Source organism: Pseudoalteromonas denitrificans DSM 6059 (genome assembly GCF_900112265.1).
GTDB lineage: Bacteria > Pseudomonadota > Gammaproteobacteria > Enterobacterales > Alteromonadaceae > Pseudoalteromonas > Pseudoalteromonas denitrificans.
This window is the reverse complement of record NZ_FOLO01000028.1, coordinates 42901-69354: the sequence shown is the minus strand read 5'-3', so window position 1 is coordinate 69354 and position 26454 is coordinate 42901. Positions and strand designations below refer to the sequence as shown.

The 26454-nt window shown below is 35.9% G+C and carries 22 protein-coding genes; 10 read left to right on the top strand and 12 right to left on the bottom strand.

Annotated features, from left to right (window positions below):
- Positions 1 to 330: 330 nt before the first annotated feature.
- From BM088_RS16225 to rph, 3 genes are all read right to left on the bottom strand, one after another.
- Positions 331 to 711, bottom strand: a complete 381-nt coding sequence (locus BM088_RS16225; protein WP_091986655.1) for a diacylglycerol kinase — start codon at positions 709 to 711, stop codon at positions 331 to 333.
- A 64-nt stretch (positions 712 to 775) separates the two neighbouring features.
- The gene (gene pyrE / locus BM088_RS16220; protein WP_091986652.1) at positions 776 to 1420 is read right to left on the bottom strand and encodes an orotate phosphoribosyltransferase; all 645 of its coding nucleotides are present in this window, start codon (positions 1418 to 1420) and stop codon (positions 776 to 778) included.
- Positions 1421 to 1451: 31 nt separating this feature from the next.
- Positions 1452 to 2165, bottom strand: a complete 714-nt coding sequence (gene rph / locus BM088_RS16215; RefSeq protein ID WP_091986649.1) for a ribonuclease PH — start codon at positions 2163 to 2165, stop codon at positions 1452 to 1454.
- 195 nt (positions 2166 to 2360) lie between these two features.
- On the opposite strand from rph, the gene BM088_RS16210 reads away from it, so the two are divergent.
- The 6 genes from BM088_RS16210 to BM088_RS16185 all read left to right on the top strand — a co-directional run bounded on the left by BM088_RS16210 (position 2361) and on the right by BM088_RS16185 (position 8764).
- The gene (locus BM088_RS16210; protein WP_091986647.1) at positions 2361 to 3221 is read left to right on the top strand and encodes a YicC/YloC family endoribonuclease; all 861 of its coding nucleotides are present in this window, start codon (positions 2361 to 2363) and stop codon (positions 3219 to 3221) included.
- A 151-nt stretch (positions 3222 to 3372) separates the two neighbouring features.
- Positions 3373 to 3996: a guanylate kinase gene (gmk, locus tag BM088_RS16205; RefSeq protein ID WP_091986644.1), complete on the top strand. Its 624-nt coding sequence runs from the start codon at positions 3373 to 3375 to the stop codon at positions 3994 to 3996.
- A gap of 86 nt (positions 3997 to 4082) precedes the next feature.
- Entirely contained in the window at positions 4083 to 4358 is a 276-nt protein-coding gene (gene rpoZ, locus BM088_RS16200; protein ID WP_091986642.1) for a DNA-directed RNA polymerase subunit omega, read from the top strand.
- A 135-nt stretch (positions 4359 to 4493) separates the two neighbouring features.
- Positions 4494 to 6599 (top strand): bifunctional GTP diphosphokinase/guanosine-3',5'-bis pyrophosphate 3'-pyrophosphohydrolase, encoded by a 2106-nt coding sequence (gene spoT / locus BM088_RS16195; protein WP_091986639.1) that lies wholly within the window; start codon positions 4494 to 4496, stop codon positions 6597 to 6599.
- A gap of 36 nt (positions 6600 to 6635) precedes the next feature.
- Entirely contained in the window at positions 6636 to 7028 is a 393-nt protein-coding gene (locus BM088_RS16190; RefSeq protein WP_091986637.1) for a RidA family protein, read from the top strand.
- A gap of 125 nt (positions 7029 to 7153) precedes the next feature.
- Positions 7154 to 8764, top strand: a complete 1611-nt coding sequence (locus BM088_RS16185; protein ID WP_091986634.1) for a flagellar assembly protein A — start codon at positions 7154 to 7156, stop codon at positions 8762 to 8764.
- Positions 8765 to 8791: 27 nt separating this feature from the next.
- Here the strand turns inward: BM088_RS16185 and asnA are convergent, their stop codons facing one another.
- The gene (gene asnA / locus BM088_RS16180) at positions 8792 to 9787 is read right to left on the bottom strand and encodes an aspartate--ammonia ligase (protein WP_091986631.1); all 996 of its coding nucleotides are present in this window, start codon (positions 9785 to 9787) and stop codon (positions 8792 to 8794) included.
- Between the two features lie 155 nt (positions 9788 to 9942).
- On the opposite strand from asnA, the gene asnC reads away from it, so the two are divergent.
- The 3 genes from asnC to recG all read left to right on the top strand — a co-directional run bounded on the left by asnC (position 9943) and on the right by recG (position 13415).
- Positions 9943 to 10401: a transcriptional regulator AsnC gene (gene asnC / locus BM088_RS16175; protein WP_091986629.1), complete on the top strand. Its 459-nt coding sequence runs from the start codon at positions 9943 to 9945 to the stop codon at positions 10399 to 10401.
- A 59-nt stretch (positions 10402 to 10460) separates the two neighbouring features.
- Positions 10461 to 11153, top strand: coding sequence for a tRNA (guanosine(18)-2'-O)-methyltransferase TrmH (trmH, locus tag BM088_RS16170; protein WP_091986626.1), 693 nt, complete (start codon positions 10461 to 10463; stop codon positions 11151 to 11153).
- Between the two features lie 150 nt (positions 11154 to 11303).
- Complete coding sequence (recG, locus tag BM088_RS16165) at positions 11304 to 13415, top strand: ATP-dependent DNA helicase RecG (RefSeq protein ID WP_091986624.1); 2112 nt, start codon at positions 11304 to 11306, stop codon at positions 13413 to 13415.
- Between the two features lie 136 nt (positions 13416 to 13551).
- Here the strand turns inward: recG and thiI are convergent, their stop codons facing one another.
- The 4 genes from thiI to phoB form a co-directional block, all read right to left on the bottom strand.
- On the bottom strand, positions 13552 to 15009 hold the full coding sequence (thiI, locus tag BM088_RS16160; RefSeq protein ID WP_091986621.1) for a tRNA uracil 4-sulfurtransferase ThiI: 1458 nt from the start codon (positions 15007 to 15009) through the stop codon (positions 13552 to 13554).
- A 398-nt stretch (positions 15010 to 15407) separates the two neighbouring features.
- Entirely contained in the window at positions 15408 to 16373 is a 966-nt protein-coding gene (locus tag BM088_RS16155) for a PstS family phosphate ABC transporter substrate-binding protein (RefSeq protein WP_091986618.1), read from the bottom strand.
- A 160-nt stretch (positions 16374 to 16533) separates the two neighbouring features.
- A complete protein-coding gene (gene phoR / locus BM088_RS16150) occupies positions 16534 to 17832 on the bottom strand; it encodes a phosphate regulon sensor histidine kinase PhoR (RefSeq protein ID WP_091986616.1) in 1299 nt (432 codons plus the stop codon).
- A 26-nt stretch (positions 17833 to 17858) separates the two neighbouring features.
- Positions 17859 to 18548: a phosphate regulon transcriptional regulator PhoB gene (gene phoB / locus BM088_RS16145; RefSeq protein WP_091986613.1), complete on the bottom strand. Its 690-nt coding sequence runs from the start codon at positions 18546 to 18548 to the stop codon at positions 17859 to 17861.
- Positions 18549 to 18729: 181 nt separating this feature from the next.
- On the opposite strand from phoB, the gene BM088_RS16140 reads away from it, so the two are divergent.
- A complete protein-coding gene (locus BM088_RS16140; RefSeq protein ID WP_091986610.1) occupies positions 18730 to 20340 on the top strand; it encodes a response regulator in 1611 nt (536 codons plus the stop codon).
- Positions 20341 to 20684: 344 nt separating this feature from the next.
- On the opposite strand, the gene fba is transcribed toward BM088_RS16140, so the two are convergent.
- The 4 genes from fba to tkt all read right to left on the bottom strand — a co-directional run bounded on the left by fba (position 20685) and on the right by tkt (position 26416).
- Complete coding sequence (gene fba, locus BM088_RS16135) at positions 20685 to 21749, bottom strand: class II fructose-bisphosphate aldolase (RefSeq protein WP_091986608.1); 1065 nt, start codon at positions 21747 to 21749, stop codon at positions 20685 to 20687.
- A gap of 164 nt (positions 21750 to 21913) precedes the next feature.
- Positions 21914 to 23089 carry a phosphoglycerate kinase gene (locus BM088_RS16130; protein ID WP_091986605.1) on the bottom strand — a complete coding sequence of 392 codons (1176 nt, stop codon included), beginning with the start codon at positions 23087 to 23089 and terminating at the stop codon, positions 21914 to 21916.
- Between the two features lie 132 nt (positions 23090 to 23221).
- Positions 23222 to 24235 carry an erythrose-4-phosphate dehydrogenase gene (gene epd / locus BM088_RS16125; RefSeq protein WP_091986602.1) on the bottom strand — a complete coding sequence of 338 codons (1014 nt, stop codon included), beginning with the start codon at positions 24233 to 24235 and terminating at the stop codon, positions 23222 to 23224.
- A 180-nt stretch (positions 24236 to 24415) separates the two neighbouring features.
- Positions 24416 to 26416, bottom strand: coding sequence for a transketolase (gene tkt / locus BM088_RS16120; protein ID WP_091986599.1), 2001 nt, complete (start codon positions 26414 to 26416; stop codon positions 24416 to 24418).
- Positions 26417 to 26454 lie beyond the last annotated feature (38 nt).

Below are 26454 nucleotides of genomic sequence, written 5' to 3'. Positions count from 1 at the left end.
GAAGTAAACGTTGCCGTTAATTGCTTGGGGTGCGAATAATACACCTTAAAAACCTTGAGTCAACACTTAATTTTAATTTTCTTTAGAAGAAGTTTCTTTCTAAAAAATCGTTAAGTTTTACTTGCCTCGCCAACCTAGCTAACTTGCTACATCCATTTAAGAATGTTGCTTGCCGTCTGTGTCGGTGGAGGCGCAGTATAGAGAGATTAAGATTGAGCGCAAGTGTTTTTATCACTTTTTTTGAATTAATTATTTATACTGTATTTAACACATATTGATACCAAGTTATTCACAAAGTCCTGTGCATAACCCTATTTAAGGAGCCCTAAATTAGCTAAACTTGGTAAAAAGTGCAGCCCCCCAAATACAACCTACAATTAATAAAGATAATGTTACGGCTGCAGAGCCCATATCTTTTGCTCTACCAGATAAAATATGATGCTCCACACTGACCCTGTCAGTTAATGCTTCAATTGCTGAATTTAACAACTCAACTAAAAGTACCAATAGCAGAGCAGAAACTAATATTGCCCAATGTGATGCTGACTGCGCTAAATAAAAAGATGCAGGAAACATTAAGACAACTAAGAAAAGTTCTTGCCTAAATGCCGACTCTTCTTTTATAGCTGCTTTGAAACCAAGATATGAACAATAAGTCGCTTTAAATACTCTTTTAATACCTGCGCCATTTGGTTTGTTTTTTTCTTCCATTATCTTCTCTATAAATTTTAACTATAAAAAAACCCGCCTTAGCGGGTTTGTTCAAATATCAATACTAAGCGACACCGTACATATCACGGTATGCTTTGACAGATGCTAAATGTTCATTAGCGCTACCTTGTTGCTCAAGGTAACTAATTAAATCAGCTAACTTAACAATTGAGATCACTTTAGTATCAAAGTCACGTTCCACTTCTTGAATGGCAGAAAGCTCAGCTTTGCCTTTTTCTTGGCGGTCTAATGCAATAAGAACACCTGATAGTGATGCACCATGAGCTAATATGATTTCCATTGATTCACGAATTGCTGTACCTGCAGTGATCACATCATCAACTAACATGATACGACCTTTAAGCTCAGAGCCCACTAATGAACCACCTTCACCGTGTGTTTTTTTCTCTTTACGGTTAAAACAATAAGGTATATCTAAGTCATAATGGTCAGCCAATGCAACAGCCGTTGTAGTTGCAATTGGAATACCTTTATATGCTGGACCAAATAAAACATCATATGGAATATTAGCATCGGCTAATGCCGCAGCATAAAAACGACCTAAACGCGCAAGGTCACGACCTGTATTAAATAATCCAGCATTAAAAAAATATGGGCTAGTTCGACCTGATTTTAATGTGAACTCACCAAACTTTAAAACCTGCTTCTCTAATGCAAATTCAATAAACTCTTTTTGATAATCTTTCATTAATTAAAACCTATATAAATAAAGTGAGTTGTTATGCTAAAGCTTGTTTTTGCGCATCGATAATTTCAAGAATTGAATGCTTTGCTAAGCCAGTTAAAGTATCTAATTCTTCAAAAGAGAAAGGTTCGCCTTCAGCAGTACCTTGCACTTCTATTAATTTTCCAGTTTCAGTCATAATCACATTCATATCGGTTTCAGCAACTGAGTCTTCTATATACTCTAAATCTGAGATTGCTTCACCTTTATATATGCCAACGGAAATAGCTGCAATCATATATTTAAGCGGGTTTGAATTAATCATGCCTTTATTACGCATGTGAGTTAATGCATCAACTAATGCAACACAGGCACCACTTATAGAGGCTGTTCTTGTACCACCGTCAGCCTGAATGACATCACAATCAATTGTGATTGTATTTTCGCCTAAAGCACTTAAATCAATTGCGGCACGTAATGAACGCGCGATCAAACGTTGGATCTCCATTGTACGACCACCTTGCTTACCTCTGGCAGCCTCACGGCCACAACGCGTATGAGTAGAACGCGGTAACATAGAGTATTCAGCTGTAACCCAACCTTTACCTTGGCCTTTCATAAAACGTGGTACGCCCGACTCAACCGTTGCAGTACACAAAACTTTTGTATTGCCAAACTCAACCAATACTGAACCTTCAGCGTGCATAGTATAACTACGGGTAAAAGTTACAGGACGGATTTGATTGCTTGTTCTTTCACTTGGGCGCATTGATACTCTTCTCTCATTCAAAATTTAGCTTATTATAAAAGGTTGCGTGTAATTATCAATGAAGTGAATAGGATTCTATACACAAACATAGTCTCTATATCAGTTAAATAGCTGTAAATAATATTTAACTCGCTATAATAGTGACAATTTATTTACTAAATATAGTAATAACGTTCAATTTAGGAAACCATATCCATGATCTATAGTATGACGGCATATGCTCGCCAAGAAGTAAAAGGCGATTGGGGAACTGGCGTTTGGGAAATTCGCTCTGTAAACCAAAGGTATTTAGAAACGTTTATCCGTACACCTGAACAATTTCGTGCAATGGAGCCAGTAATAAGAGAACGCCTAAGAAAAGAACTACAACGTGGTAAAGTTGAAGTTTTCCTCAAGTTTACAGCTAATCCAGCCAATGTTGGTCAACTTACTATAAATGAAAGCTTAGCAACGCAACTGGTAAATAGTGCTAAATGGCTTCAAGCTCAAAGCCAAGGAGATATTAACCCTGTTGATATTTTACGTTGGCCCGGAGTAATGGAAACTGAAGAAGTTGACATGAATGCCGCACAAGCAGAAATGTTAGCTACGTTTTCTAGCACACTAACCGATTTTAAAGATGCCAGAGCTGCAGAAGGCGCAAACCTTCAGGAAATGATTGAAACACGCCTTACTACAATTTTAGAACAAGTTGAAATTGTTGAAAATCACATGCCGACCATCAAACAATGGCAACGTGATAGATTACAACTGCGTCTTGACGAACTCAATGCTGAAATAGATACAAACAGATTAGAACAAGAACTTATTTATTTAGCTCAAAAACAAGATGTTGCTGAAGAACTCGATCGCTTAAAATCTCACGTTAAAGAAACAAGAAAAATCCTTAAGAAAGGTGGCGCTTGTGGTCGTCGTTTAGATTTTATGATGCAAGAATTTAACCGTGAAGCAAATACCTTAGCCTCTAAATCCATCAATAGTGATATAACTAACTCAGCGGTTGAGCTAAAAGTACTGATCGAGCAGATGCGTGAGCAGATCCAAAATATAGAATAACTTCAAACTTTTCTTGTGTAAAAACCGCTTTAATAGCGGTTTTTTCATTTATAGCCATTCTTTTAAAATAGTTTTAAAATAACCTAAGATTTGTAGTTCGATCACAGTTAATCACTACAAGCATATTTAACACAGAAAATTGAGAAATCTAATGTCACAAGTTCGTGGAAATTTATTTATATTATCGGCCCCTTCTGGGGCGGGTAAATCGAGTTTAATTAACGCTTTATTAGAGCGTCACTCTGATATGAAAGTATCGGTTTCTCATACTACGCGTCAAGCTCGCCCGGGTGAAAACAATGCTGAACATTATCACTTTGTAGCTGTAGATGAGTTTAAAAAATTAATTGAAACCAACGATTTTTTAGAATGGGCTCAGGTATTTGAAAATTATTATGGCACTTCAAAACAAAGTATCGAAATACAGCTTGCACAAGGTATTGATGTATTTTTAGATATCGACTGGCAAGGCGCACAACAAATTAGAAAAGTATTACCTCAAGTACAAACTATATTTATTTTACCGCCCTCTAAAGACGAATTAGAAAATAGATTAAACAATCGCGGTCAAGACTCTGAAGAAGTCATAAAATCTCGTATGGATAAAGCTCAATCTGAAATGTCTCACTACAATGAATTTGACTATTTAATTATAAACGATGACTTTGATACTGCTTTATATCAATTAGAAACCATTGTTTTTGGTCAAAGATTGAAACGAAGCAACCAAAGTTTGAAGTTTAAAACTTTAATTAGCGATCTTTTACCAGCTTAAAGCAAAAATTGATTGGCTAAATCTCACGCTTAAAGTAAACTACTCTACTTGCGTAAATTAAATTTTTTGAATTTTGGGAGTACTCGATGGCTCGTGTAACTGTTGAAGATGCGGTAGATAAAATTGGTAATCGTTTTGATTTAATCTTGGTTGCGGCACGTCGTGCTCGCCAAATAGCTACTGGTGGCAAAGATCCAATGGTAGAACCTGAAAACGACAAACCTACGGTTATCGCGCTTCGTGAAATTGAAGCTGGCTTAGTAAGTAATGCAACTTTAGACAATATTGAGCGTACTGAAGAGCAAAATCATGAAGCTGCTGAGTTAGCTGCTGTAGCGGCGATTGTTGGCGGAAACCAATAAGTTAATACTTTTTTAACAGTCTTTAATTTTATTATACTAAAGGCTGTTAATTCCCCTCTTCACTTCTAGCTTATTTCATCGTATATTGTAAAACATACCCCTATTTATCTCACCTCACTATGCATTGGAGCGTGAATGTATCTTTTTGAAGGTTTAAAAAAGAAAGTTTCAGAATATTTGCCTATAGAGCAAGTTGAATTAGTGCAAAAAGCTTATGTTGTTGCACGTGAAGCACACGAAGGTCAAACTCGATCTAGTGGCGAACCCTATATTACTCATCCGGTAGAAGTTACTCAAATATTGGCCGCGATGCACTTAGATCATGAAACATTAATGGCAGCATTAATGCACGACGTGATTGAAGATACCGATTTTAGTCAGCAAGATTTAGCTGAGATATTTGGTGAAACGGTTGCAGAGCTTGTTGAAGGCATGAGTAAACTTGATAAGCTTAAATATAAAAACAAAAAAGAATTTCAAGCTGAAAACTATCGAAAAATGATTATGGCAATGACACAAGATATACGTGTTATTTTAATCAAGCTTGCTGATAGAACCCACAATATGCGTACACTAGGAGCGCTACGCCCTGAGAAACGACGCAGGATCGCAAAAGAAACACTTGAAATTTTTGCACCTATCGCAAACCGTCTTGGCATTCATGATATAAAAAATGAATTAGAGGACTTAGGTTTTCAAGCGCTTTACCCTATGCGCCATCGCGCTTTAACTTCCGAAGTTGCTAAAGCCAGAGGTAATCGCAAAGAAATCATCAATAACATTCAAGAAGAAATCATCACTCGATTACATGAATCAGGTGTTGAAGCTGAAGTATCAGGTCGGGAAAAACATAGTTATAGTATTTATCGTAAAATGCTCAATAAAGAGTTAATGTTTAATGAAGTTATGGACATTTATGCATTTCGAATCGTTGTTGACTCTTTAGATACTTGTTATCGCGCACTTGGTGTTGCACATAATTTATATAAACCTATTGAAACCCGTTTTAAAGATTATATTGCAGTACCTAAAACCAACGGTTATCAGTCATTACATACTTCTTTAGTTGGCCCTCATGGTATTCCTGTTGAGATCCAAATAAGAACAAAAGAAATGGATCAAATGGCAGATATGGGTGTTGCTGCTCACTGGATGTATAAAAAGTCAGGTGATAATTCAGGTAATACAGCGCAACAGCGTGCTCGGCAATGGATGCAAAGCTTATTAGAGTTACAGCAAAGCGCCGGTTCCTCATTTGAATTTATTGAAAATGTAAAAACAGAGTTATTTCCTGAAGAAATTTATGTATTTACTCCAGATGGTCGAATTGTAGAGCTACCTATGGGTGCTACGGCAATTGATTTTGCCTATACGGTACATACAGATGTGGGTAACTCTTGCGTAGGTGTACGTGTAAACCGAAAACCACATCCTTTAAGCCAACCTTTAGATACAGGTCAAACGATAGAAGTTATTACGAGTTCAGGTGCGCATCCAAATGCAACTTGGCTAAATTTTGTTGTGACTGGAAAAGCAAGGTTAGGCATTAGGAATTACCTAAAAACACAACAAAACGAAGAAGCAATGAAGCTGGGTAAACGTTTGTTAGAGTCAGCTTTAGGTGAAACGTCATTAGAAGAAATCTCACAAGAAAACATCAACCAGGTTTTAGAAGATAATCAAGTATCAAGCTTACTTGAGCTCCTAGTTGAAATTGGTATGGGTAATTTAATGAGTGTGATGATTGCCAGACGATTATTGGCAATAGATGCAGACAAAATAGATCAAGTATCTTCAAATACCAAAGCGGCTTTAATTGGTACAGAAGGCATGTTAGTTAATTACTCTAAATGTTGCCGCCCTGTACCCGGAGATGATATTGTCGCTTATGTGAGTCAAGGTAAAGGCCTAACGGTACATCGCCATGAATGTAAAAATATTCGAGGATGGGAAAATGAACCCGCAAAATTCTTTATTGTAAAATGGGAAGATGCACCAGAAAAAGAATATATTGCAGCCTTTAGAGTTGAACTTATAAATCATCAAGGGTCAATGGCTAAGCTCACAAATCTAATTTCAACTACTTCAGCAAATATCGTTGAAATTACAACAGAAGAAAAAGAAAGCAATTTATATATTGTAGACATGTCAATTACAGTTAAAGACCGTATCCATGTTGCAAATGTAATGCGTAAAATTAGGGTAATGCCAGAAGTACAAAAAGTTTACCGTAAAAAATAGCTCTATAAGCTAATAATAATGAATAAAGGAAATAACATGGCAAAAGTAATCATAAGTACAGATAATGCACCTGCAGCAATAGGTACTTATAGCCAAGCAGTAAAAGTAGGAACGGCTGTTTATCTTTCAGGGCAAATTCCATTAGTACCTGAGTCTATGGAAGTCATTTCTGAAGATTTTGCAGAACAAACACATCAAGTTTTCAAAAATCTGATTGCTGTTTGTAAAGCTTCAGGCGGTGAATTACAAGATATGGTAAAAGTAAATATTTTCTTAACTGATTTATCTACTTTTTCTGTTGTAAATGAAATCATGAGCCAATATTTTAAAACGCCTTACCCAGCACGAGCTGCCGTACAGGTAAGTGCTTTACCTAAAGCTGTTCAAATAGAAATTGATGGTGTAATGGAATTACCATCAACAAATTAATTTAATGAATAGTGGTAAAAAAGTTATATAAAATGAGCCTTTATGGCTCTTTTCTTTTTTATTGGGCTAGATAATATTTATTTTCTGACTTAAAGTTAAAGCATCTTTTCTTTTGGAATAAATCGGTGTTTAAGCTTATATCGAACAATCAAGTTCAACTTATTATTGACAACGATTACCCTTTTCCAGCAAGTTCTGACTTTATCTTGCAGGCTTTAAACGCTTCTGCCTATTGTGAATTTGAAATTCATGAAGATGAAATAAAAGAATTCATTAAAAATCATAATGAAAGTATTGAGTTAATTGTTGCAACAAAAAAAGATGCAACATTAGAAATAGAAATAGCTGAAGATAAAATGTCAGCTGAAGGTATTTTAATTACACCTCAAGGTGGAAAGCTAGTCGACTTAGATTCAGCTAAAGCCATGCTCATTAAAGCAGGGATCACTCGCGGTTATAAACAAGTTTATCTTGAAAAGCTTTTGCAACAGCAGCTAAATCAACCAGCCGGAACAAAATGCACTGGCGTTCTCGCATCAGGTAAACAACCTGAAGCTGGTAGAGATGCAACCTTAGAAAAAAAAGTATCAACACTTTCAGATCGTTTAAGAAAACCAAAGTTACTTGAGGATGGCAGAGTTGATATGCTTGACTTTGGCAAGTTAGCCAGCGTAAAACCGGGCACAATATTACTTACTAAAATATTTGAAACTGCTGGTAAAGATGGTTATACAATTACTGGAGATACCATAAAAGCAAAACCCGGACAGACAACTAAGCTCGTTGCAGGCGAAGGCACTGAAATAAAATCAAACAAACCTAACGAACTTATTGCAATACAATCGGGTGTACCAATAGAAATAAACAACGGTATGCGAGTAGATGATATTTATTCTGTTGAAAGTGTATCAGTTAAAACAGGTCATATAGACTTTGATGGCAGTGTACTTATTACAAAAAATATTGAACCTAATATGAAAGTAAACGCAAAAGGTAATATTTGTGTTTTAGGGACCGTCGAATCAGCAGAATTAATTGCTACCGGTGACATCACAATTAAGCAAGGTGTCATTGGCCATCAAAATAAAGATAACGAATATTTAAGTTGTAAAATAAGTTGCCATGGGGAACTTGAACTTGGTCATGCGCAATATACTTTTTTAAAGGCTAAAAATATACATATTGAAAGACTTGCAAGTCATTGTCACTTAAAGGCAAAAAATCTAATCAACGTTGGTAATAAAGACCACCCTATGGGTAAACTCATTGGTGGAAAAGTACTCGATGCAAGAAGAATAAAACTTGGTGAATTAGGCTGTGAATCTGGCGCTAAAATAGAACTTCATTTGATACAAGACGCATTTAAATTAAAAGACAGCAATGAGAAACTGCTACAGCAACAAGTAAAAACTGAACAACATCTAGTTGAATTACAAGAAGCATTAGAAAAAGTTGAAAATACAAAAGCATCAGAACAAAAAGAAGCGCTATTTAATAAAATAACAGCGACTCATCATCATTGGATAGTTCAAGCTGAAAAAATTAGTGAAAAATCAGCTCTTTTTGAAGAATATTTACATCAATTATTAGAAGCTGCAGAAATAGAAGTAAATCAAAAACTTTACCCTGGAGTTGAATTACATCTATTTGACAAGGTACTCAAAACCAAACGCATTTATGCACCTTGTCAAATGAAACTTAGAGAAGGAAAAATTAAAATAGATTTTAAAACCTAAAACGACTCAAGTCGAGACTAATACATATTACAGTATTTCTGCGACTTCCTGCTTTAATTTTTCAGACCACACACCAACTTGTACTTGCCCTATATGCTGTTTTTGTAATAACAACATGGCTAATCTCGATTGACCAATACCACCACCTATCGTTTGTGGCAATTCAGATTGTAATAACATTTTATGCCAATCAAGCTCTAACCTATCACAATCACCTGTAATTTTTAACTGTTTTTGAAGTGCTTCAGGACTCACTCTTATTCCCATAGAAGATATCTCAAAAACATCTTGTAAAACGGGGTTCCATACTAAAATATCACCATTTAAGCCCGCATATTTATCACATGTTGCACTAGACCAATCATCATAGTCTGGTGCACGCACATCATGAATATCACCATGAGATAATTTACCACCAATGCCAATTAAAAATACTGCACCAAACTCTTTGGCTGCTGCTCTTTCTCGATCTTTCGCAGGTAATTCAGGATATTGCTCTACTAATTCTTGTGAATGAATAAAAGTAATTGATTCAGGTAAAAATGGTTTTAAATCATATAGTTTATCAAGCTCAAGTTCAGTTGCTTTAATTGCGCTATAAAGTGTACTCACTGTTGATTTTAAATAATCTAAAGATCGCTCAGTAGATTCACAAATTACTTTTTCCCAGTCCCATTGGTCAACAAAAACAGAGTGAATAGGACTTAATTTTTCTTCATCAGGTCTAAGGGCTTTCATATGAGTATAAATCCCCTCACCAATACTAAAGCCATGTTCACCCAATGTTTTACGCTTCCACTTTGCTAAAGAATGTACTACTTCGTATTCTTTTTCAGGTAACGACTTTACTTTTACTTCAACCGCTTTTTCATGACCGCTTAAATTATCCTGAATACCATCACCAACTTGCGCTAAAATAGGCGCTTGCACTTCGATTAACCCTAGTTTTGATTCTAGTTGTGCTGAAAATAATTGTTTTGCTTTGCTGATCTGTACTTGGCTTTTTATGTATTGGCTGCTCATGATAATTCTCAATTAGTTTGCGTTTCTTGTCTATTATCCTCACTTAAATTCCAACATCATTCAACATCCCACAACAAAAATAGCTTTACACTATTTTTATTCACAATAAAATAGCCATTATTTTAATAGATCGATAATTCTAGAGGTTAAATACAATGCAAAATTATGAGATCGATAATCTGGATAAAAGCATTCTTGAAGCATTAACAGAAAACGCCCGCATACCTTATGCCGAATTGGCTAAAAAACTCGCAGTGAGTGCAGGTACAATTCATGTTCGCGTAGAAAAAATGAAGAATGCAGGGATCATAGAAGGCACAAAAGTATCCATCAATGCTAAAAATTTAGGGTTTGATGTATGTTGTTTTATTGGCATAAATCTCAAAAATGCCAAAGACTACCCCGAAACAATTAAAAAGCTAGAGGCTATTGAAGAAGTAGTTGAAGCCTATTATACAACTGGTAACTACAGTATTTTTATAAAAACAATGACACGTTCAATAGATCACCTGCAAATGCTTTTAATTAATAAAATCCAAACAATTGAAGAGATTCAATCAACCGAAACCTTAATATCATTACAAAATCCAATTAATCGTGATGTTTTACCTTAGGCCAACAAAACATTATAATCTCGTCCGTTTTTAAATTTTGAGTATTAATGAGCCAAAGCATGTCAGAGAGTCGCTATAAAAGAGTTAAAAGTGTTTTAGATAAAAGACAAACTGATTTAACTGTTTGTTTAGATGAAGTACATAAACATCATAATTTATCAGCGATTGTTCGTACCGCTGATGCGGTTGGTATTCATGATATTCATGCGGTATGGCCATATAACCAAAAGCGTGTAACAGGTAATACTTCAGGCGGCAGTAAAAACTGGGTTGAAACCCATATGCATGTAAAAGTGGAAGATGCGATTGCTGATATTCGTAAACGTACGCCTGGAATTCAACTTTTAGCAACTAACTTATCTGATACTGCTGTTGATTTTAGAGAAATAGATTACACAAAACCTACTGCAATTATTGTAGGTCAAGAACAAACAGGTATTTCAGATACTGCACTTGAGTTAGCAGATCAACACATCGTTATTCCTATGGAAGGCATGGTGCAATCTCTTAATGTGTCTGTTGCAACCGCTTTGATTTTATTTGAAGCACAAAGACAAAGAAAAATTGCAAATATGTATGACGACTCTAATTTATGTCAAAAAATTAAACATAAATTATTATTTGAAGGCTGCCACCCTATCATAGCAAAACAATGTAAATTAAAAGGTTTAGATTACCCAGCGCTTGATAATGAAGGCGAAATTATCGCAACTGAAGCTTTTTGGAATACACTAAGATACAAAGCCTGTTAAATTTTAAATTATTCAAGCTAATAGCCTAATAGTCATCTAACTTTTAGGCTTAGTTCTGATCTCTATTTTCAATAACATATCTCTAGCGCCTAAGCTCAATTTCTGGCAACATTTCATATTATCACTTTGATTAATCTAATTGAGCAATAAATGAGTCAACTTCCCAATTTAAGCCAATACCCTATTACAGAGCTTAAAGGCGTTGGCCCAAAAATGGCCGAACGCTTATATAAATTACATATTCATACTGTGCAAGATATGCTGTTTCATTTACCTATGCGCTATGAAGATCGCACTAAAATTGTTTCTATTTACGAATTACAAGTCCATTCCCATGTGAGTATCCAAGCAACAATAGAAACAAGCCAAGTTACCTTTGCTAAAAGGCGCATGTTTGTTGTTAATGCCAATGATGGCACAGGCAGAATATCACTCAGATTTTTTAATTTTACTGCTGCACAAACTAAAAGCTTAACGCAAGGTAAAACAATTCGATGTTTTGGTGAAGTACGTCGTGGCCATAGTGGATTTGAAATGGCTCACCCTGAATATAAACTTGTGAAAATGAATGACGGCTATTCACAGCAAGAAAACGAACAAGAGACACTGACTCCCGTTTATCACACTACAGAAGGTTTAAAACAACTTAGTATTCGTAACTTAAGCGATCAAGCAGTTTCCTTATTACATAAATATGATATTGAAGAGTTATTACCCGTTGAGCATCAAACTCACGGTTTAAGCTTGAAACAAGCCTTACTCACATTGCATCGCCCTTGTGCCGATACTAATCAAACGTTATTAGAATTAGGCACCCACCCGGCACAGCAACGTTTAGTAATGGAAGAGCTATTAGCGCAAAATCTCAGCCTATTAAAGTTAAGACAAAAAGGTCAAGATCATCAAGCCATCAATTTACCACCTACTAATCCGTTAGAATCTCAATTTTTAACCAGCTTGCCTTTTTCACCCACTCAAGCACAGCAAAGAGTTGTTGCTGAAATCAAAAACGACTTAACGCAAAGCTACCCTATGATGCGTTTAGTGCAAGGTGATGTTGGTTCAGGTAAAACCTTAGTAGCAGCGCTAAGTGCGCTTTGTGCTATTTCTCAAGGGTATCAAGTTGCACTCATGGCACCGACTGAAATTTTAGCAGAACAGCATGCCACCAATTTTAGAAACTGGTTTGAACAACTCAATATTAAAGTTGCTTGGCTTGCAGGTAAAACCAAAGGAAAGCTCAGAGAAGAAACTTTAGCGTCTATCGCCTCAGGTGAAGCTCAAATGGTTGTAGGTACCCATGCTTTATTTCAAAGCCAAGTTATTTTTAATAATTTGGTTTTAATTATTATTGATGAACAACATAGGTTTGGCGTACACCAAAGATTAGAGTTAAGAGAAAAAGGCAAATTTGAAATAGATGACAATACTGTGTGTTATCCTCACCAGTTAGTGATGACCGCAACACCTATTCCAAGAACGTTAGCTATGACAGCATATGCAGATCTAGAAACATCTATAATAGATGAACTTCCTCCCGGAAGAACACCGATTACGACCGTTGCTTTACCTGATACCAGGCGAGATGAAATTATCACTCGAGTAGAAAAAGCCTGTAAAGATCAGAAAAGACAAGTCTACTGGGTGTGTACCTTAATTGAAGAATCTGAAGCACTGCAATGCCAAGCAGCGGAAGATGCAGCAGTTCATTTACAAACTTGCCTACCAGATCTGAAAATTGCTTTAGTTCATGGCAGAATGAAAGCAGCTGAAAAACAAGCCGTGATGGAACAGTTTAAAAATGGTGAGTTTCAAGTTTTAGTTGCCACAACTGTGATTGAGGTGGGTGTTGATGTGCCAAATGCAAGTCTCATTATAATTGAAAACCCTGAACGCCTTGGCTTAGCCCAACTGCACCAATTACGCGGCCGTGTAGGTCGAGGTCATATCGCATCTCATTGTGTATTGCTTTATCACAGTCCACTATCTAAAACCGCACAAAAGCGTTTAGGTGTTTTAAGAGATAGCTCTGATGGTTTTGTTATCGCACAAAAAGATTTAGAAATTAGAGGACCAGGTGAAGTACTTGGCACCAAACAAACTGGCTTAGCGGAATTTAAAATTGCAGATTTAGTAAGAGATGCTTATTTAGTACAACAAGTGCGCCCTATTGCGCTCAATATGCTTAATCAATATCCAGAACCTAGCAATAAACTTATTAAACGTTGGTTACCTGAACGAGAGCAATACGCACAAGCCTAGTGACTAAAAATTTATATGAGTTTTAAGGCGAGGATTTGCTTACAAGGATGTAAGTAGTAGAGTAATACAGGAGAAATTACCGATAATCCGCGCTTGTTTAATCATAAACAAGCGCAAATAGCGTAATACACAGTGGCTAAGGTCTATAAACTTTAACTGTTTTATAACCTTCAGCATGTAATATTAAAGCTTGTAACTGACTCATTACACCTTTATCACAATATAAGTAATATTCTTTATCTTTTGGTAAATCAGAAAATTTTGTAGCCAAGCGAAAGAAAGGTAAATGCACAACATCATGGCCTTCTATATCAAGTGGGTTGTTATCTTCTTCTTCAGGTGAGCGAATATCAACAACCACTGCATCTTTAGGTAAATCCGATACAGACTCTGCATCAGCAACTTCTTCTTGTGCTTCTTTAGCGATATCACGTATATCCATCACACGTGCATTTTCGATAACTGTATCTAAAATATCAAAATCGAACTTTTCTTCTTCTGCTAAAATTTTACCTATTTTAGCTTTAACCGTTGGCTTTTTAGAGATCACGCCACAGTATTCAGGCATTACTTCAGCCATATCAGCGGTACCAATTTCACGTGCGATATCAATAATTTCTTGCTTATCATGCTGAATTAGCGGGCGTAAAATTAATGTATCAGTTACACGGTCTATAATACTTAAATTAGCTAAAGTTTGACTTGAAACCTGACCTAAACTTTCACCTGTGACAATGGCATCAATGCCCATTTTTTCAGCAACAACAGAGCCTGCACGCATCATCATACGTTTTAAGATCACACCCATTTGGCTGTTTTCTACATTTTCTAAAATTTCAGCGACTACCGGATCAAAATCTACAGCTACAAATTTTACTTTATGTGTAGAGCTAAACTTATTCCATAAATAATAACTGGCTTGCTTAACACCAATTTCATGCGCAGCACCGCCTAAGTTAAAGAATAAATAGTGTGTACGGGCACCTTTACGGATCATTTGATATGTCGCAACGCCAGAATCAAAACCACCAGATACAAGTGATAAAACACTTTCTTGGCTAGGTAATGGGAAACCAGCAATACCAAAATGTGTTTCTTTAACTATGTAAGCTAAATCTTGTTTAATTTCTATTTTTACTGTTACTTCAGGCTTAGACAGCTGTACTCTCGCGCCTTCAACATTTTGATTTAAACCACCGCCAACATAACGCTCCACTTCGCCAGAGTTAAAATCATGTTTACCTACTCGCTTACAGCGAACACAAAATGATTTACCAGCAATAACATCACGATTTAGTGCTAATGCTGCCTGGTAAATATCATCGATGCTTTCAAAAGGTGTTTCTGCAACTTCAATAAACTGCATAATACCAGGAATATTTTTTAAGATATCAATTAATGCTAAACGAGATTCTTCATCATCTTTTTCAGATACTAATACTAAGTTATCCCAATTATTATGCACCTTTACATCTTCATCAAAACGTTGACCAAGAATTCGAATATTATTTTCCAAAAGCTTAGTAAAGCGTTTACGAACAGAACGACTCTTAATCGCAATCTCAGGGTGTAATTTGATGATAAATTTAATCATTAGGATCTCAAAACGTAACAAAAGAAACAGGCGCAGGATTATAGCAAATAAAAACCCCTAATATAAAATTTTATAAGGTAGAAATATGAGCATGCAATGAAGCGGCTTGAATGATGATTTTAATCTGCGAGCAATGCGTAATATTTTCATCTAAGTGAATATGACTTAACGTTACCAATCGCATTCAAAAATATCCCATGCTTCAGTAATACTATGAGCATCAATCTAAATTAGCCCTAAAAAGTGATGCTTAAATAATATGTTTTAAGATAACATAAAAAATCCGATGCTGTGGGCATCGGATTTTGAGTTTATTTACCCAAGTATCCAGTTATTTTAACTCAGCAGAACAATAACTGGAGATTGGCAAATATTTAATTCAGGGTAAAATTAAATTTTTATAAACCTATTTTTGCTAATTCTTTTTGCGCTAACTTGCCTGATAGTGGTACATAACCATCCTTCTCCACTATGCCCTGTCCTGTTTGTGACAATACCATTTTAAGGAATTGTGCTTCAATTGGTGCTAAAGGCTTATTAGGATGCTTATTAACATAAAGATATAAGAAACGAGAAAGTGGATATTTACCTTTGGCTACATTTTCAAGCGTCGCATCAACATAATTAGTGCCTTTTTTAGATAAAGGAACCGTACGAACACCTGATGTTTTATAACCTATGCCTGAATAACCAATTGCATTAACTGATGACGAGATTGATTGTACAACAGATGCAGAACCAGGCTGCTCATTTACGTTACTACGAAAATCGCCTTTACATAAAGCCTTCTTTTTAAAGTAACCATAAGTGCCAGAAACTGAATTACGACCATAAAGCTGAACATCTTTTCCAGCCCAATCCCCTTTAAGACCGACATCACTCCAACGATTTACTTGTGCATTTGAACCACACTTACGAGTCGATGAAAAAATAGCATCTACTTGGGAAATTTTTAAACCTTTAATTGGGTTATCTTTATGAACAAAAACAGCTAAAGCATCAATTGCAACACGGATTTCAGTTGGTTTATATCCATGACGTTTTTCGAATGCTTCAATTTCTTTAGACTTCATTTTACGGCTCATTGGTCCAAAGTTTGCTGTTCCTTCAGTTAACGCAGGTGGTGCAGTTGAAGAACCGGCAGCTTGAATTTGAATATTCACGTTAGGATAAATACGTTTATATTCCTCAGCCCAGTAAGTCATCATATTTGCTAATGTATCAGAACCTACAGATGAAAAGTTACCAGTAACACCACTTGTTTTATTGTACTGGGGTATTGTTTTATCTAGCGCGGCAACATTAGCTGAAACTAAAGTTGTAAGAGTAAGCCCCATAGCGGCAACTAAATTTTTAAATTTCATTGGTAACTCCAATCTTTCTCAATTTGTGAATTTCAAATTTATTGAACTTCGTTCTAATTAACTGATGCTATTATTAATGTTTTAAATGACAGTTAAATTACCACTTGATGACACTTTTGTTACTTACAAAGTGAATGTCATAATATATTCATTTTAATTTCTATGATTTATTCACTCTTGCATTCAAGAAACCAAAAGAAAAACAAGAACCTTTACCAACTTCACTTTCAATATGTAAATGTGATTCATGTCGAGATAAAACATGTTTAGTAATAGCCAAACCTAAACCAGAACCACCAGTCTTTCGAGATCTTGCTTGGTCTACCCGATAAAAACGCTCAGTTAACCGTCCTATATGTTCAGGTGCTATACCCTGACCATTATCATGAACGGAAAAATGTGCTTCATCATTTTTTAGCTGCCATACAATACGAATGTGGCCAGGTTCCGGTATGTAATGAATGGCATTAAATATTAAATTAGAAAAGGCGCTTCTAAGCTCTTCTACTTTACCAAAAATACATAACTGAGGGTCTATTTCAAGTTCTATTACATGCTGCTTATCGGCATTTAAAGTTTCAGCCTGTATCATAATAAGCTTTAAGACATTGGGCACATCAACAAGATCATCTTGCTCTGATTTTCTAGGCCCTTCAATTCTCGACAAAATAAGCAGCTGATTAACAAGCGCATTCATTCTTTCACATTGTTCACTCATAGTACCATGGGCTTTATTCCATATACCTGATGGCGGCATAGAGTCAGCATCCATCATTTCAAGATAACCGGAAATAACAGTAAGTGGTGTTCTTAATTCATGGGATACATTAGCAACAAAGTCTTTCCTTATTTGCTCTAATAATTTTAATTGCGTGACATCTCTGACAACAACCATCAATTGTGTATCGTATGGCATAACACGAAATTCAAGAATTTGTTCAGTTCCTAAGGGGGAGTCCAATTCAAGTGGTTCAATATAATCATTGCCTTGCATGTAATGTGCAAATTTAGGGTGGCGTATTAAATTATCTAACCTTTGACCGTTATCACTAGGCCATTTTAAACCCAAAACCCTTACAGCAAGCTGATTACACCAAACAATGCTTAAGTCTTTTTGTAAAACAATAACCGCATCAGGCACTGCTTCTGCGCCTTCACGAAATCGACGGATCAAACCCGCTAACTCATTTCGTTTATCTCTATGACGATGTTGTAAACGATAAATACCATCAAATATTTGCTCCCAGCTACCTTCTCCTTCTGGAGGACTAAAACTTTTTTGATTGTGTAACCAATCGCTTAAACGATAAAGCTGCTTATAATGCCAAGATAATAAACTGGCAGTACCTAAAAATAGAAGTAAAAAAGGAGCCCCGATCAGGACTCCGATAAGTGATAAAGGTAAAAAATATATAAATAAACGTTGGACCAAAGTACGTTTATTGACCACTCGAAACATAAAATGACTCTATTTAATTGGTTTAGCTAAACCTTATTAGAAAAACGGTATCCTGAACCTCGTACAGTTTGTACAAGTTTGTCATGCGCGGCTGTAATCGCCTTCCTTAAACGACGAATATGAACATCAACAGTGCGATCTTCAACATATACGTTTGTGCCCCAAACATGATCAAGCAGTTGCTCTCGGCTATAGACTCGCTCAGGGTGAGTCATAAAAAAATGTAATAATTTAAATTCTGTGGGTCCCATATCAAGTTCTTTACCACTTGATGTAACACGATGAGAAATTGGGTCTAAACGTAAACCATGCACCTCAATCGCCTCTTCAAGCGCCGTAGGAGAAACACGTCTGATCACAGCTTTAATACGTGCCATTAACTCTTTTGGTGAAAAAGGTTTAGTGACATAATCATCAGCACCTACTTCTAAGCCTTTAATTTTATCTTCTTCTTCACCACGCGCTGTAAGCATTATGATAGGAATTTTTCGAGTATGATCGTTTTGTTTAATTTTTTTTGCGATTTGAATACCACTACTTCCGGGTAACATCCAATCAAGTAAAATCATTTCAGGATAAGGTTCAACAGCGAGTGCATCCATCGCAGAATCAAAATCTTCAGCTTCAACAGCCTGATAACCATTTTGTTCTAATACAAACACTAACATTTCCCTGATGGGCGCTTCATCATCAACTACAAGTATTTTTCGTGACATGTGGCTTATCTCTCAAAGTTCCTATTTAGGTTCATTATTATGATTAAATATGACAGTTTTATGAATCTTACTATTAATATCAGCGATTACTTCATATTTATTACAATCTGAATTGCTTTGACTAAAACAACATAACAGATACAATCGTGTAATTAGTACAATATAACCATCATAGAGAAACATGCATTCTGATACCGATATTAAACTTAATATCTTATTAATTGAATCAAATTTAAGTAGCCGTTCACATATTAAACGCATACTAAAGCAATCTGGCTGTAGTAAAATCACTGTTGAAAAAAATGGTGCGAGTTTAATATCAAAACCACAACTACTGAATTATGATCTTATGATTCTAGACTTTGATATCGACAGTTCTTTTACGGGCACTGAATTCATCAGACAATTAATTGCATTGCAAATACTACAAGATCATACTCGGATCATTTTCATAACCGATCAAGTTGAAAAAGTAGCAGCTGATTTACCCTTTAGATACGTTACAACTGATATCATTGAAAAACCAGTAAATAATTCAAAATTAGCACAAAAACTACAGTATTATGACAATAGCTCTAAAAGACTTAAATTACTGCTAAAACAACTAACTAAAGCAGATAAAATTCAAAAACAGAATATATTACAGCATGCACAGTTTATCGGTCTTGATAACCAACAAGAAAATGAAATAAACCTCATAAAGTCGACAAATTTTTTGAAGTGTGGTCTCACAAATCATGCTTTGAATACTTTGAAACTAATAAATGATGCAAGAGTGCAAGCCAGCGCACAAATTGCTTTATATAATTTATGTGGCAATGAAACAAAGTTTAAATTGACCTTATTAAAAATGAAATCGTTAAATTTATTGAACCGAAAACAAGTTTTTTATCAAATAAGTCAAGCTATTAGACAAAGCGACAGTTACCAAGCATTGTCATTAATCAATCAGCTAGATGAATTTTCATATTCCCATCAAGAAGTTGAATTAAAAGCATTTTTAATTTTAGAATGCCATTCTATAGAACATTGTATTGAGTATTTAAATCAAAAGTTAGGCACAACTTTAGAGAATCAACATTATAGAAATCTTGTATCTTTTTCTTTATTAAAATGCTTAATTCTAGAGCAAACATTAAATCATAAATCGAATGAAATTTCAGATGAACTATTTGAAGTTAGATGTAAAAAAGCCTGGGCTGAAATTGCTAAAAATCAATCGCCCATAGATATGATGCAGTATCAAACATATTTAAAACTCATTCTAAACATTTGCCAAAAACCAAATCATAAAGAAAAATGGTTAGTGCGATTAAATATTTTGCTCAAACAGCCACAAGATCATATTAAGCAGTTTATTTTAATGTCAGCATCAGCGCTATTAAAACAGCAAAAACCAATTAGTCTTTTGTATAATCAACAACTTCCAGTTTTAGGAATGATGGATATCAGTGCGCAAAGCTTATCATTTAACTATTCAATGGCTAAAATATTTAATGATCAATTTAGGGATCCTGAGTTAAAATCAGCACTATATAACCGCTGGGGAATTGATAGACAAAAGAAAAATAAAAGTTTCCAGGCATTAACATATTTCTCAAAAGCTCACGCACTAATGCCGCTAAATAGTGTGTATTTATTAAATTTTTTGAATATTATGCAAAGTTTAGATATTCAAAAATACTGGCAGTTTTCACAGCTTGATTTAATTGCACATGCAAATTCAATTGAACTCAATTCACAACAAAATCAAAGATTAGAACAATTATCTGCTTCAATTGTTAATCATTAAAAATAAAATCATTTTCCAGATCAATTTTTTACTTACTAAAGATCATATTGCTTTAACTTATCAAGTACAGATCATTTTTTTACTTACAACTTGTTTAGCGCCTCTCAAAAAGTACAAAAAACACTCTAAAATGATGATTTATTATTCTCTAATCACAAAATGACTAGATTTTTTAGTTATAAACCTTGTTCTTTCTGATTAAAATAAGATCTTACTCAGTAAAATATTGATCCCGATTAGTTAAATATTGATCTGAGGTAGTAAAATTTTGATCTTTGTTAATGGCAATAATGATCTAGGCATAAAAAAAGCCCTATCAAGGGCTTTTTTTAATAAAAATGTAATTACTTCACTTGCGCTTTCAATTCACCTGAAGCATATTTCATAGACATAGCGTCAAGCGAAATAGCTTTAAGTTTATCAGCCTGACCGGCAGTACCAAACGCTTCATAACGTGCAATACAAATATCAGTCATAGCTTGCGTAGCTGCAGCTAAAAACTTACGAGGATCAAAATTAGCAGGGTTTTCAGCTAAATGACGACGTACAGCACCCGTAGATGCCAAGCGTAAATCAGTATCAATATTAACTTTACGTACGCCATGTTTAATACCTTCAACAATTTGCTCGACTGGTACACCATAAGTTTGTGGCATATCCCCCCCAAACTCATTTATTACTTTTAACCATTCTTGTGGTACAGATGAAGATCCGTGCATTACTAAGTGTGTATTTGGAATACGTTTATGGATCGCTTTAATTTGATCAATTGCTAAAATATCGCCTGTTGGTGGACGGGAAAATTTATAAGCGCCATGTGAAGTACCACAGGCAATTGCTAATGCGTCAACATTTGTTTGTTTTACAAAGTCAGCAGCTTCATCAGGATCGGTTAATAATTGCTCTAGAGTCAATTTACCAACTGCACCAATGCCATCTTCCTCACCAGCTTCACCTGTTTCTAATGAGCCAAGTACACCTAACTCCCCCTCAACAGAAACACCACAAGCATGTGCCATTTCCACTGTACGGCGTGTTACATCTACATTATATTCATATGTTGAAGCTGTTTTACCATCTTCAAATAAAGAACCATCCATCATTACTGATGAAAAACCTAATTGGATAGAACGTTGACAAATTGCAGGTGACGTACCGTGATCTTGATGCATTACAACTGGAATATGTGGCCACTCTTCAATTGCAGCTAAAATCATATGACGTATAAAAGGCGCACCAGCATATTTTCGAGCACCAGCAGAGCCCTGTACGATAACCGGGCTGTTAGTTTTATCAGCCGCTTCCATAATCGCACGCATTTGCTCTTGGTTATTCACATTAAAGGCTGGAACGCCGTAACCATATTCAGCTGCATGGTCCAAAAGTTGACGCATACTAATTAAAGCCATTTTGCTTCTCCAATTATTGATAGTGCAATTTCATAGTTTAGCTAAAAAATCACTATCGGGTTTGAACGGATAATTTTAAAAAGCAAAATTTATATTGTGAGAGATAAATTTTGCTGTGTTTGTATTTTTACTTACTTCAACAAGGAAAACATTGCCAAAGAATATTATTTTGCGCGTTGCTCTAACATTTCAACAGCAGGTAATTTTTTACCTTCTAAAAACTCTAAGAAAGCACCACCACCAGTAGAAATATAAGAAACTTTCTCTGCAACACCATATTTATCAATAGCGGCTAATGTATCACCACCACCAGCAATAGAAAATGCACTTGACTGGGCTATCGCATTAGCAATTGCCTCTGTACCATTACCAAACTGATCAAATTCAAATACGCCAACCGGACCATTCCAAACAACCGTGCCTGCATTTTTTATTATTTCTGCTAATGCTTTAGCTGAATCAGGGCCGATATCAAAAATCATATCTTCCTTTGTTACTTCAGATACATCTTTTAATGTCGCCACGGCAGATTCTGAAAACTCAGATGCAACTACAACATCTGTTGGTACTGGAATATCACCATTATTAGCTTGTGCAGCACATACTAAACGTTTAGCTTCATCAATTAAATCAGCTTCAAATAATGATTTACCGACTTCATTACCTGCTGCTGCAATAAATGTATTTGCAATGCCGCCACCACAAACAAGTTGATCGACTATGGTAGATAATGAATCTAACACTGTAAGTTTAGTTGAAACTTTAGAGCCTCCAACAATCGCAACAAATGGACGAGCAGGATTATCAAGTGCTTTACCTAAAGCTTCTAGCTCTGCTGCTAATAAAGGACCCGCACAAGCAACATCCGCATGTAAACCAACGCCATGGGTTGATGCTTGAGCGCGATGTGCAGTACCAAAAGCATCCATCACATATACATCACATAATGCAGCCAGTTGTTTTGATAATGCTTCATCATTTTTCTTTTCGCCTTGATTGAAACGTACGTTTTCAAAAACAACAACTTCATTGTTATTAATTTCAACACCATTTAAATAATCACTTTCAAGGCGTACATTTTGTTCTAATGCCTCATTTAAATAATCAACAACAGGAGATAAAGAAAAAGTTTCATCAAATTCGCCTTCAATTGGGCGACCTAAGTGAGACATCACCATTACTTTAGCACCTTTGTCTAAGGCTAATTTAATTGTAGGCAATGAAGCACGAATACGTGCATCTGACGTCACTTTGCCATCCTTGACAGGCACATTAAGATCTTCACGAATTAATACACGCTTACCTGATAAATCTAGATCTGCCATTTTAATGACTGACATTATGTTCTCCTTAGTAATAGATATGCTTTGCATTTCTATATAGCTCACTTAGTGGCATTTTATGGGTTAAAATGTTGGGGTTATTCAGTATAACTTTCAGTAATATTTCAAATTCTTAACTGGTAGCTTTTATTATTTAGCAAGCATCATTGCTTTTGCGGTATCTAACATTCTATTAGCAAAGCCCCATTCGTTATCACACCAAACCAAACATTTAACCAACCTTTTATGACTGACACGTGTTTGAGTACCATCAATAATACTTGAATGTGAGTCATGATTAAAATCAATAGAAACTAAAGGTTCTTCGGTATAACTTAAAATACCAGTTAAACGCTTGTTATCCGTTGATGATAAAACTCGGTTAATATCAGCTATAGTGACATCTGTATGCGTTGATATACTTAAATCCATCGCAGTGACATTAATTGTAGGCACACGCATTGCAATTGCTTCAAAACGACCTTCAAATTTAGGTAATATTCTTTCTATTCCACGAGCAAGTTTTGTATCTACAGGAATTATTGACTGACTTGCTGCACGTGTACGACGTAAATCAGTGTGGTATGCATCTATTACCTGTTGGTCATGCATAGAAGCATGAATTGTAGTAATCGCACCGGACTCAATACCAAAAGCATCATCTATTACTTTAATAACAGGCACAATACAGTTTGTAGTACATGAACCGTTCGAAACGATAGTATCTTGCGCTTTCAATTCATTATCGTTGATACCATAAACAATCGTGGCATCCATATCTGGATCTGCGGGCTGTGAAAATAAAACTTTTTTAGCGCCAGCATTTAGATGTAATTTTGCATGCGCTCTAGAGTGGAATATTCCTGTGCATTCAAGCACTATATCTATTTCTAACTCTTGCCAAGGTAAAGACTCGGGTGATTTCTCATTAAAAAGTGCAATAGGATCATTTTGAACAATCAAACAATTTACATCAAGGGACACATCAAATTTAAAACGCCCATGCGAGGTATCATATTTCAATAAGTGAGCAATGCCTGCAGGATCTGCAAGTTCATTTATTGCGACAACTTTAAATTGTTCAGTGAGGTTTGCTTCATACAAAGCACGTACGATGTTACGGCCAATGCGACCAAAACCATTAATTGCTAATCTAATTGCCATCGAGTAAAAAGTTCTTAAAGGAGCTATGTCAAATTTGCTGGTATTGTAATCGACCTTGGACCTGAACCCCAGCGAAACTTATCATTTAGTAGTATATTTTTTTGATTTTAAAATACACTCATAAAAAAAGGATCTTAGTTTGACGACTAAGATCCTTTTTTTACTTAAGATGCAAGCTTATTAAAACAATTCGTTTGCTTTCGCTACGATGTTTTCAACTGTGAAACCAAAGTGTTCAAATAACTCATTTGCTGGAGCAGACTCACCAAATGTCGTCATACCAACAACAGCACCATTTAAACCTACATATTTGTACCAGTAATCAGCGATGCCAGCTTCAATCGCTACGCGACGTGAAACTGCTGCTGGTAATACTGATTCTTTATATGTAGCATCTTGTGCTTCAAATACATCCGTAGATGGTAATGAAACAACACGAACTGTTTTACCAGAGTCACGTAATTGTGCAGCTGAATCTTGTGCTAATTGCACTTCAGAACCTGTCGCGATTAAGATTAAATCAGGGTTATTGTTAGTTGCATTACAAGATAGTACGTAACCACCTTTAGCAACATTTGCTAATTGCTCAGCAGTACGGTCTTGTTGTGCTAAACCTTGACGTGTAAAGATAAGTGAAGTTGGACCATCTTTACGTTCAATTGCAGCTTTCCATGCAATTGCAGATTCAACTTGGTCACATGGGCGCCAATTATCAAGGTTTGGTGTTAAACGCATGCTTGCAATTTGTTCTACTGGTTGGTGAGTTGGACCATCTTCACCTAAACCAATTGAATCATGGGTATAAACAAAAATTGCTGGTTGTTTCATTAATGCAGCCATACGTACAGCATTACGCGCATATTCCATAAACATAAGGAATGTTGCACCATAAGGTATAAAACCTTTATGTAATGTAATACCGTTCATGATTGCTGACATACCAAATTCACGTACACCATAGTTGATGTAGTTACCTGATGCATCTGTACCAGTTAAGCTTTTAGAACCATCCCAAATTGTTAGGTTAGAACCGGCTAAATCAGCTGAACCACCCATAAACTCAGGTAACATAGGACCAAATGCATTTAATGCATTTTGTGATGCTTTACGTGTAGCAATACCTGATGGATTAGCTTGTAACTCTTCAACGTATGCTTGTGATTTTTCAGCCCAATCAGCTGGTAATTCGCTTTTTTGACGACGTTCTAATTCTGCAGCAAGTTCAGGGTGCGCAGCTTTATAAGCATCAAATTTAGCATTCCAACTTGATTCTGAATCAGAACCTTTTGCTTTTGCATCCCAATCAGAATAAACATCTTGTGGAATTTCAAATGCACCGTGTTCCCAGTTCAAGAATTCACGTGCAGCTGCAATTTCAGTATCACCTAGTGGAGCACCGTGACAGTCATGGCTGCCAGATTTATTAGGAGAACCGTAGCCAATTACTGTTTTACAACAAATTAATGTGGGCTTAGAGGTCTCAGCACGGGCTTCATCAATTGCAGCACGTATTTCTTCACTGTTATGGCCATCAACGTTTGCAATGACATGCCAACCATATGCTTCAAAGCGTGCAGGTGTATCATCAGTAAACCAGCCTTCAACTTCACCATCAATTGAAATGCCATTGTCATCCCAAAAAGCAACTAATTTACCTAGACCTAATGTGCCAGCTAATGAACATGCTTCATGAGAAACACCTTCCATTAAACAACCGTCACCTAGAAAAGTATAAGTGAAGTGATCTACGATATCGTGACCTTCACGGTTAAACTGTGCACCTAATGATTTTTCGGCAATCGCCATACCAACAGCATTTGTGATACCTTGACCTAATGGGCCTGTTGTAGTCTCAACACCGGGTGCATAACCATATTCTGGATGACCTGGTGTTTTAGAGTCCATTTGACGGAAATCTTTAAGGTCTTCAATTGAAAGTTGATAGCCTGATAAATGAAGCAAAGAATATATCAGCATTGAACCATGACCGTTTGAGAGTATAAATCGATCACGATCAACCCACTCTGGGTTTGTTGGATTATGCTTTAGATAATCGCGCCATAAAACCTCTGCGATATCCGCCATACCCATAGGGGCACCCGGATGACCTGACTTGGCTTTTTGAACGGCGTCCATTGATAGGACTCTAATAGCATTTGCTAGTTCTTTGCGAGATGGCATAACTTATTCTACCTTCAATCTTTTACATTGGAATAAAT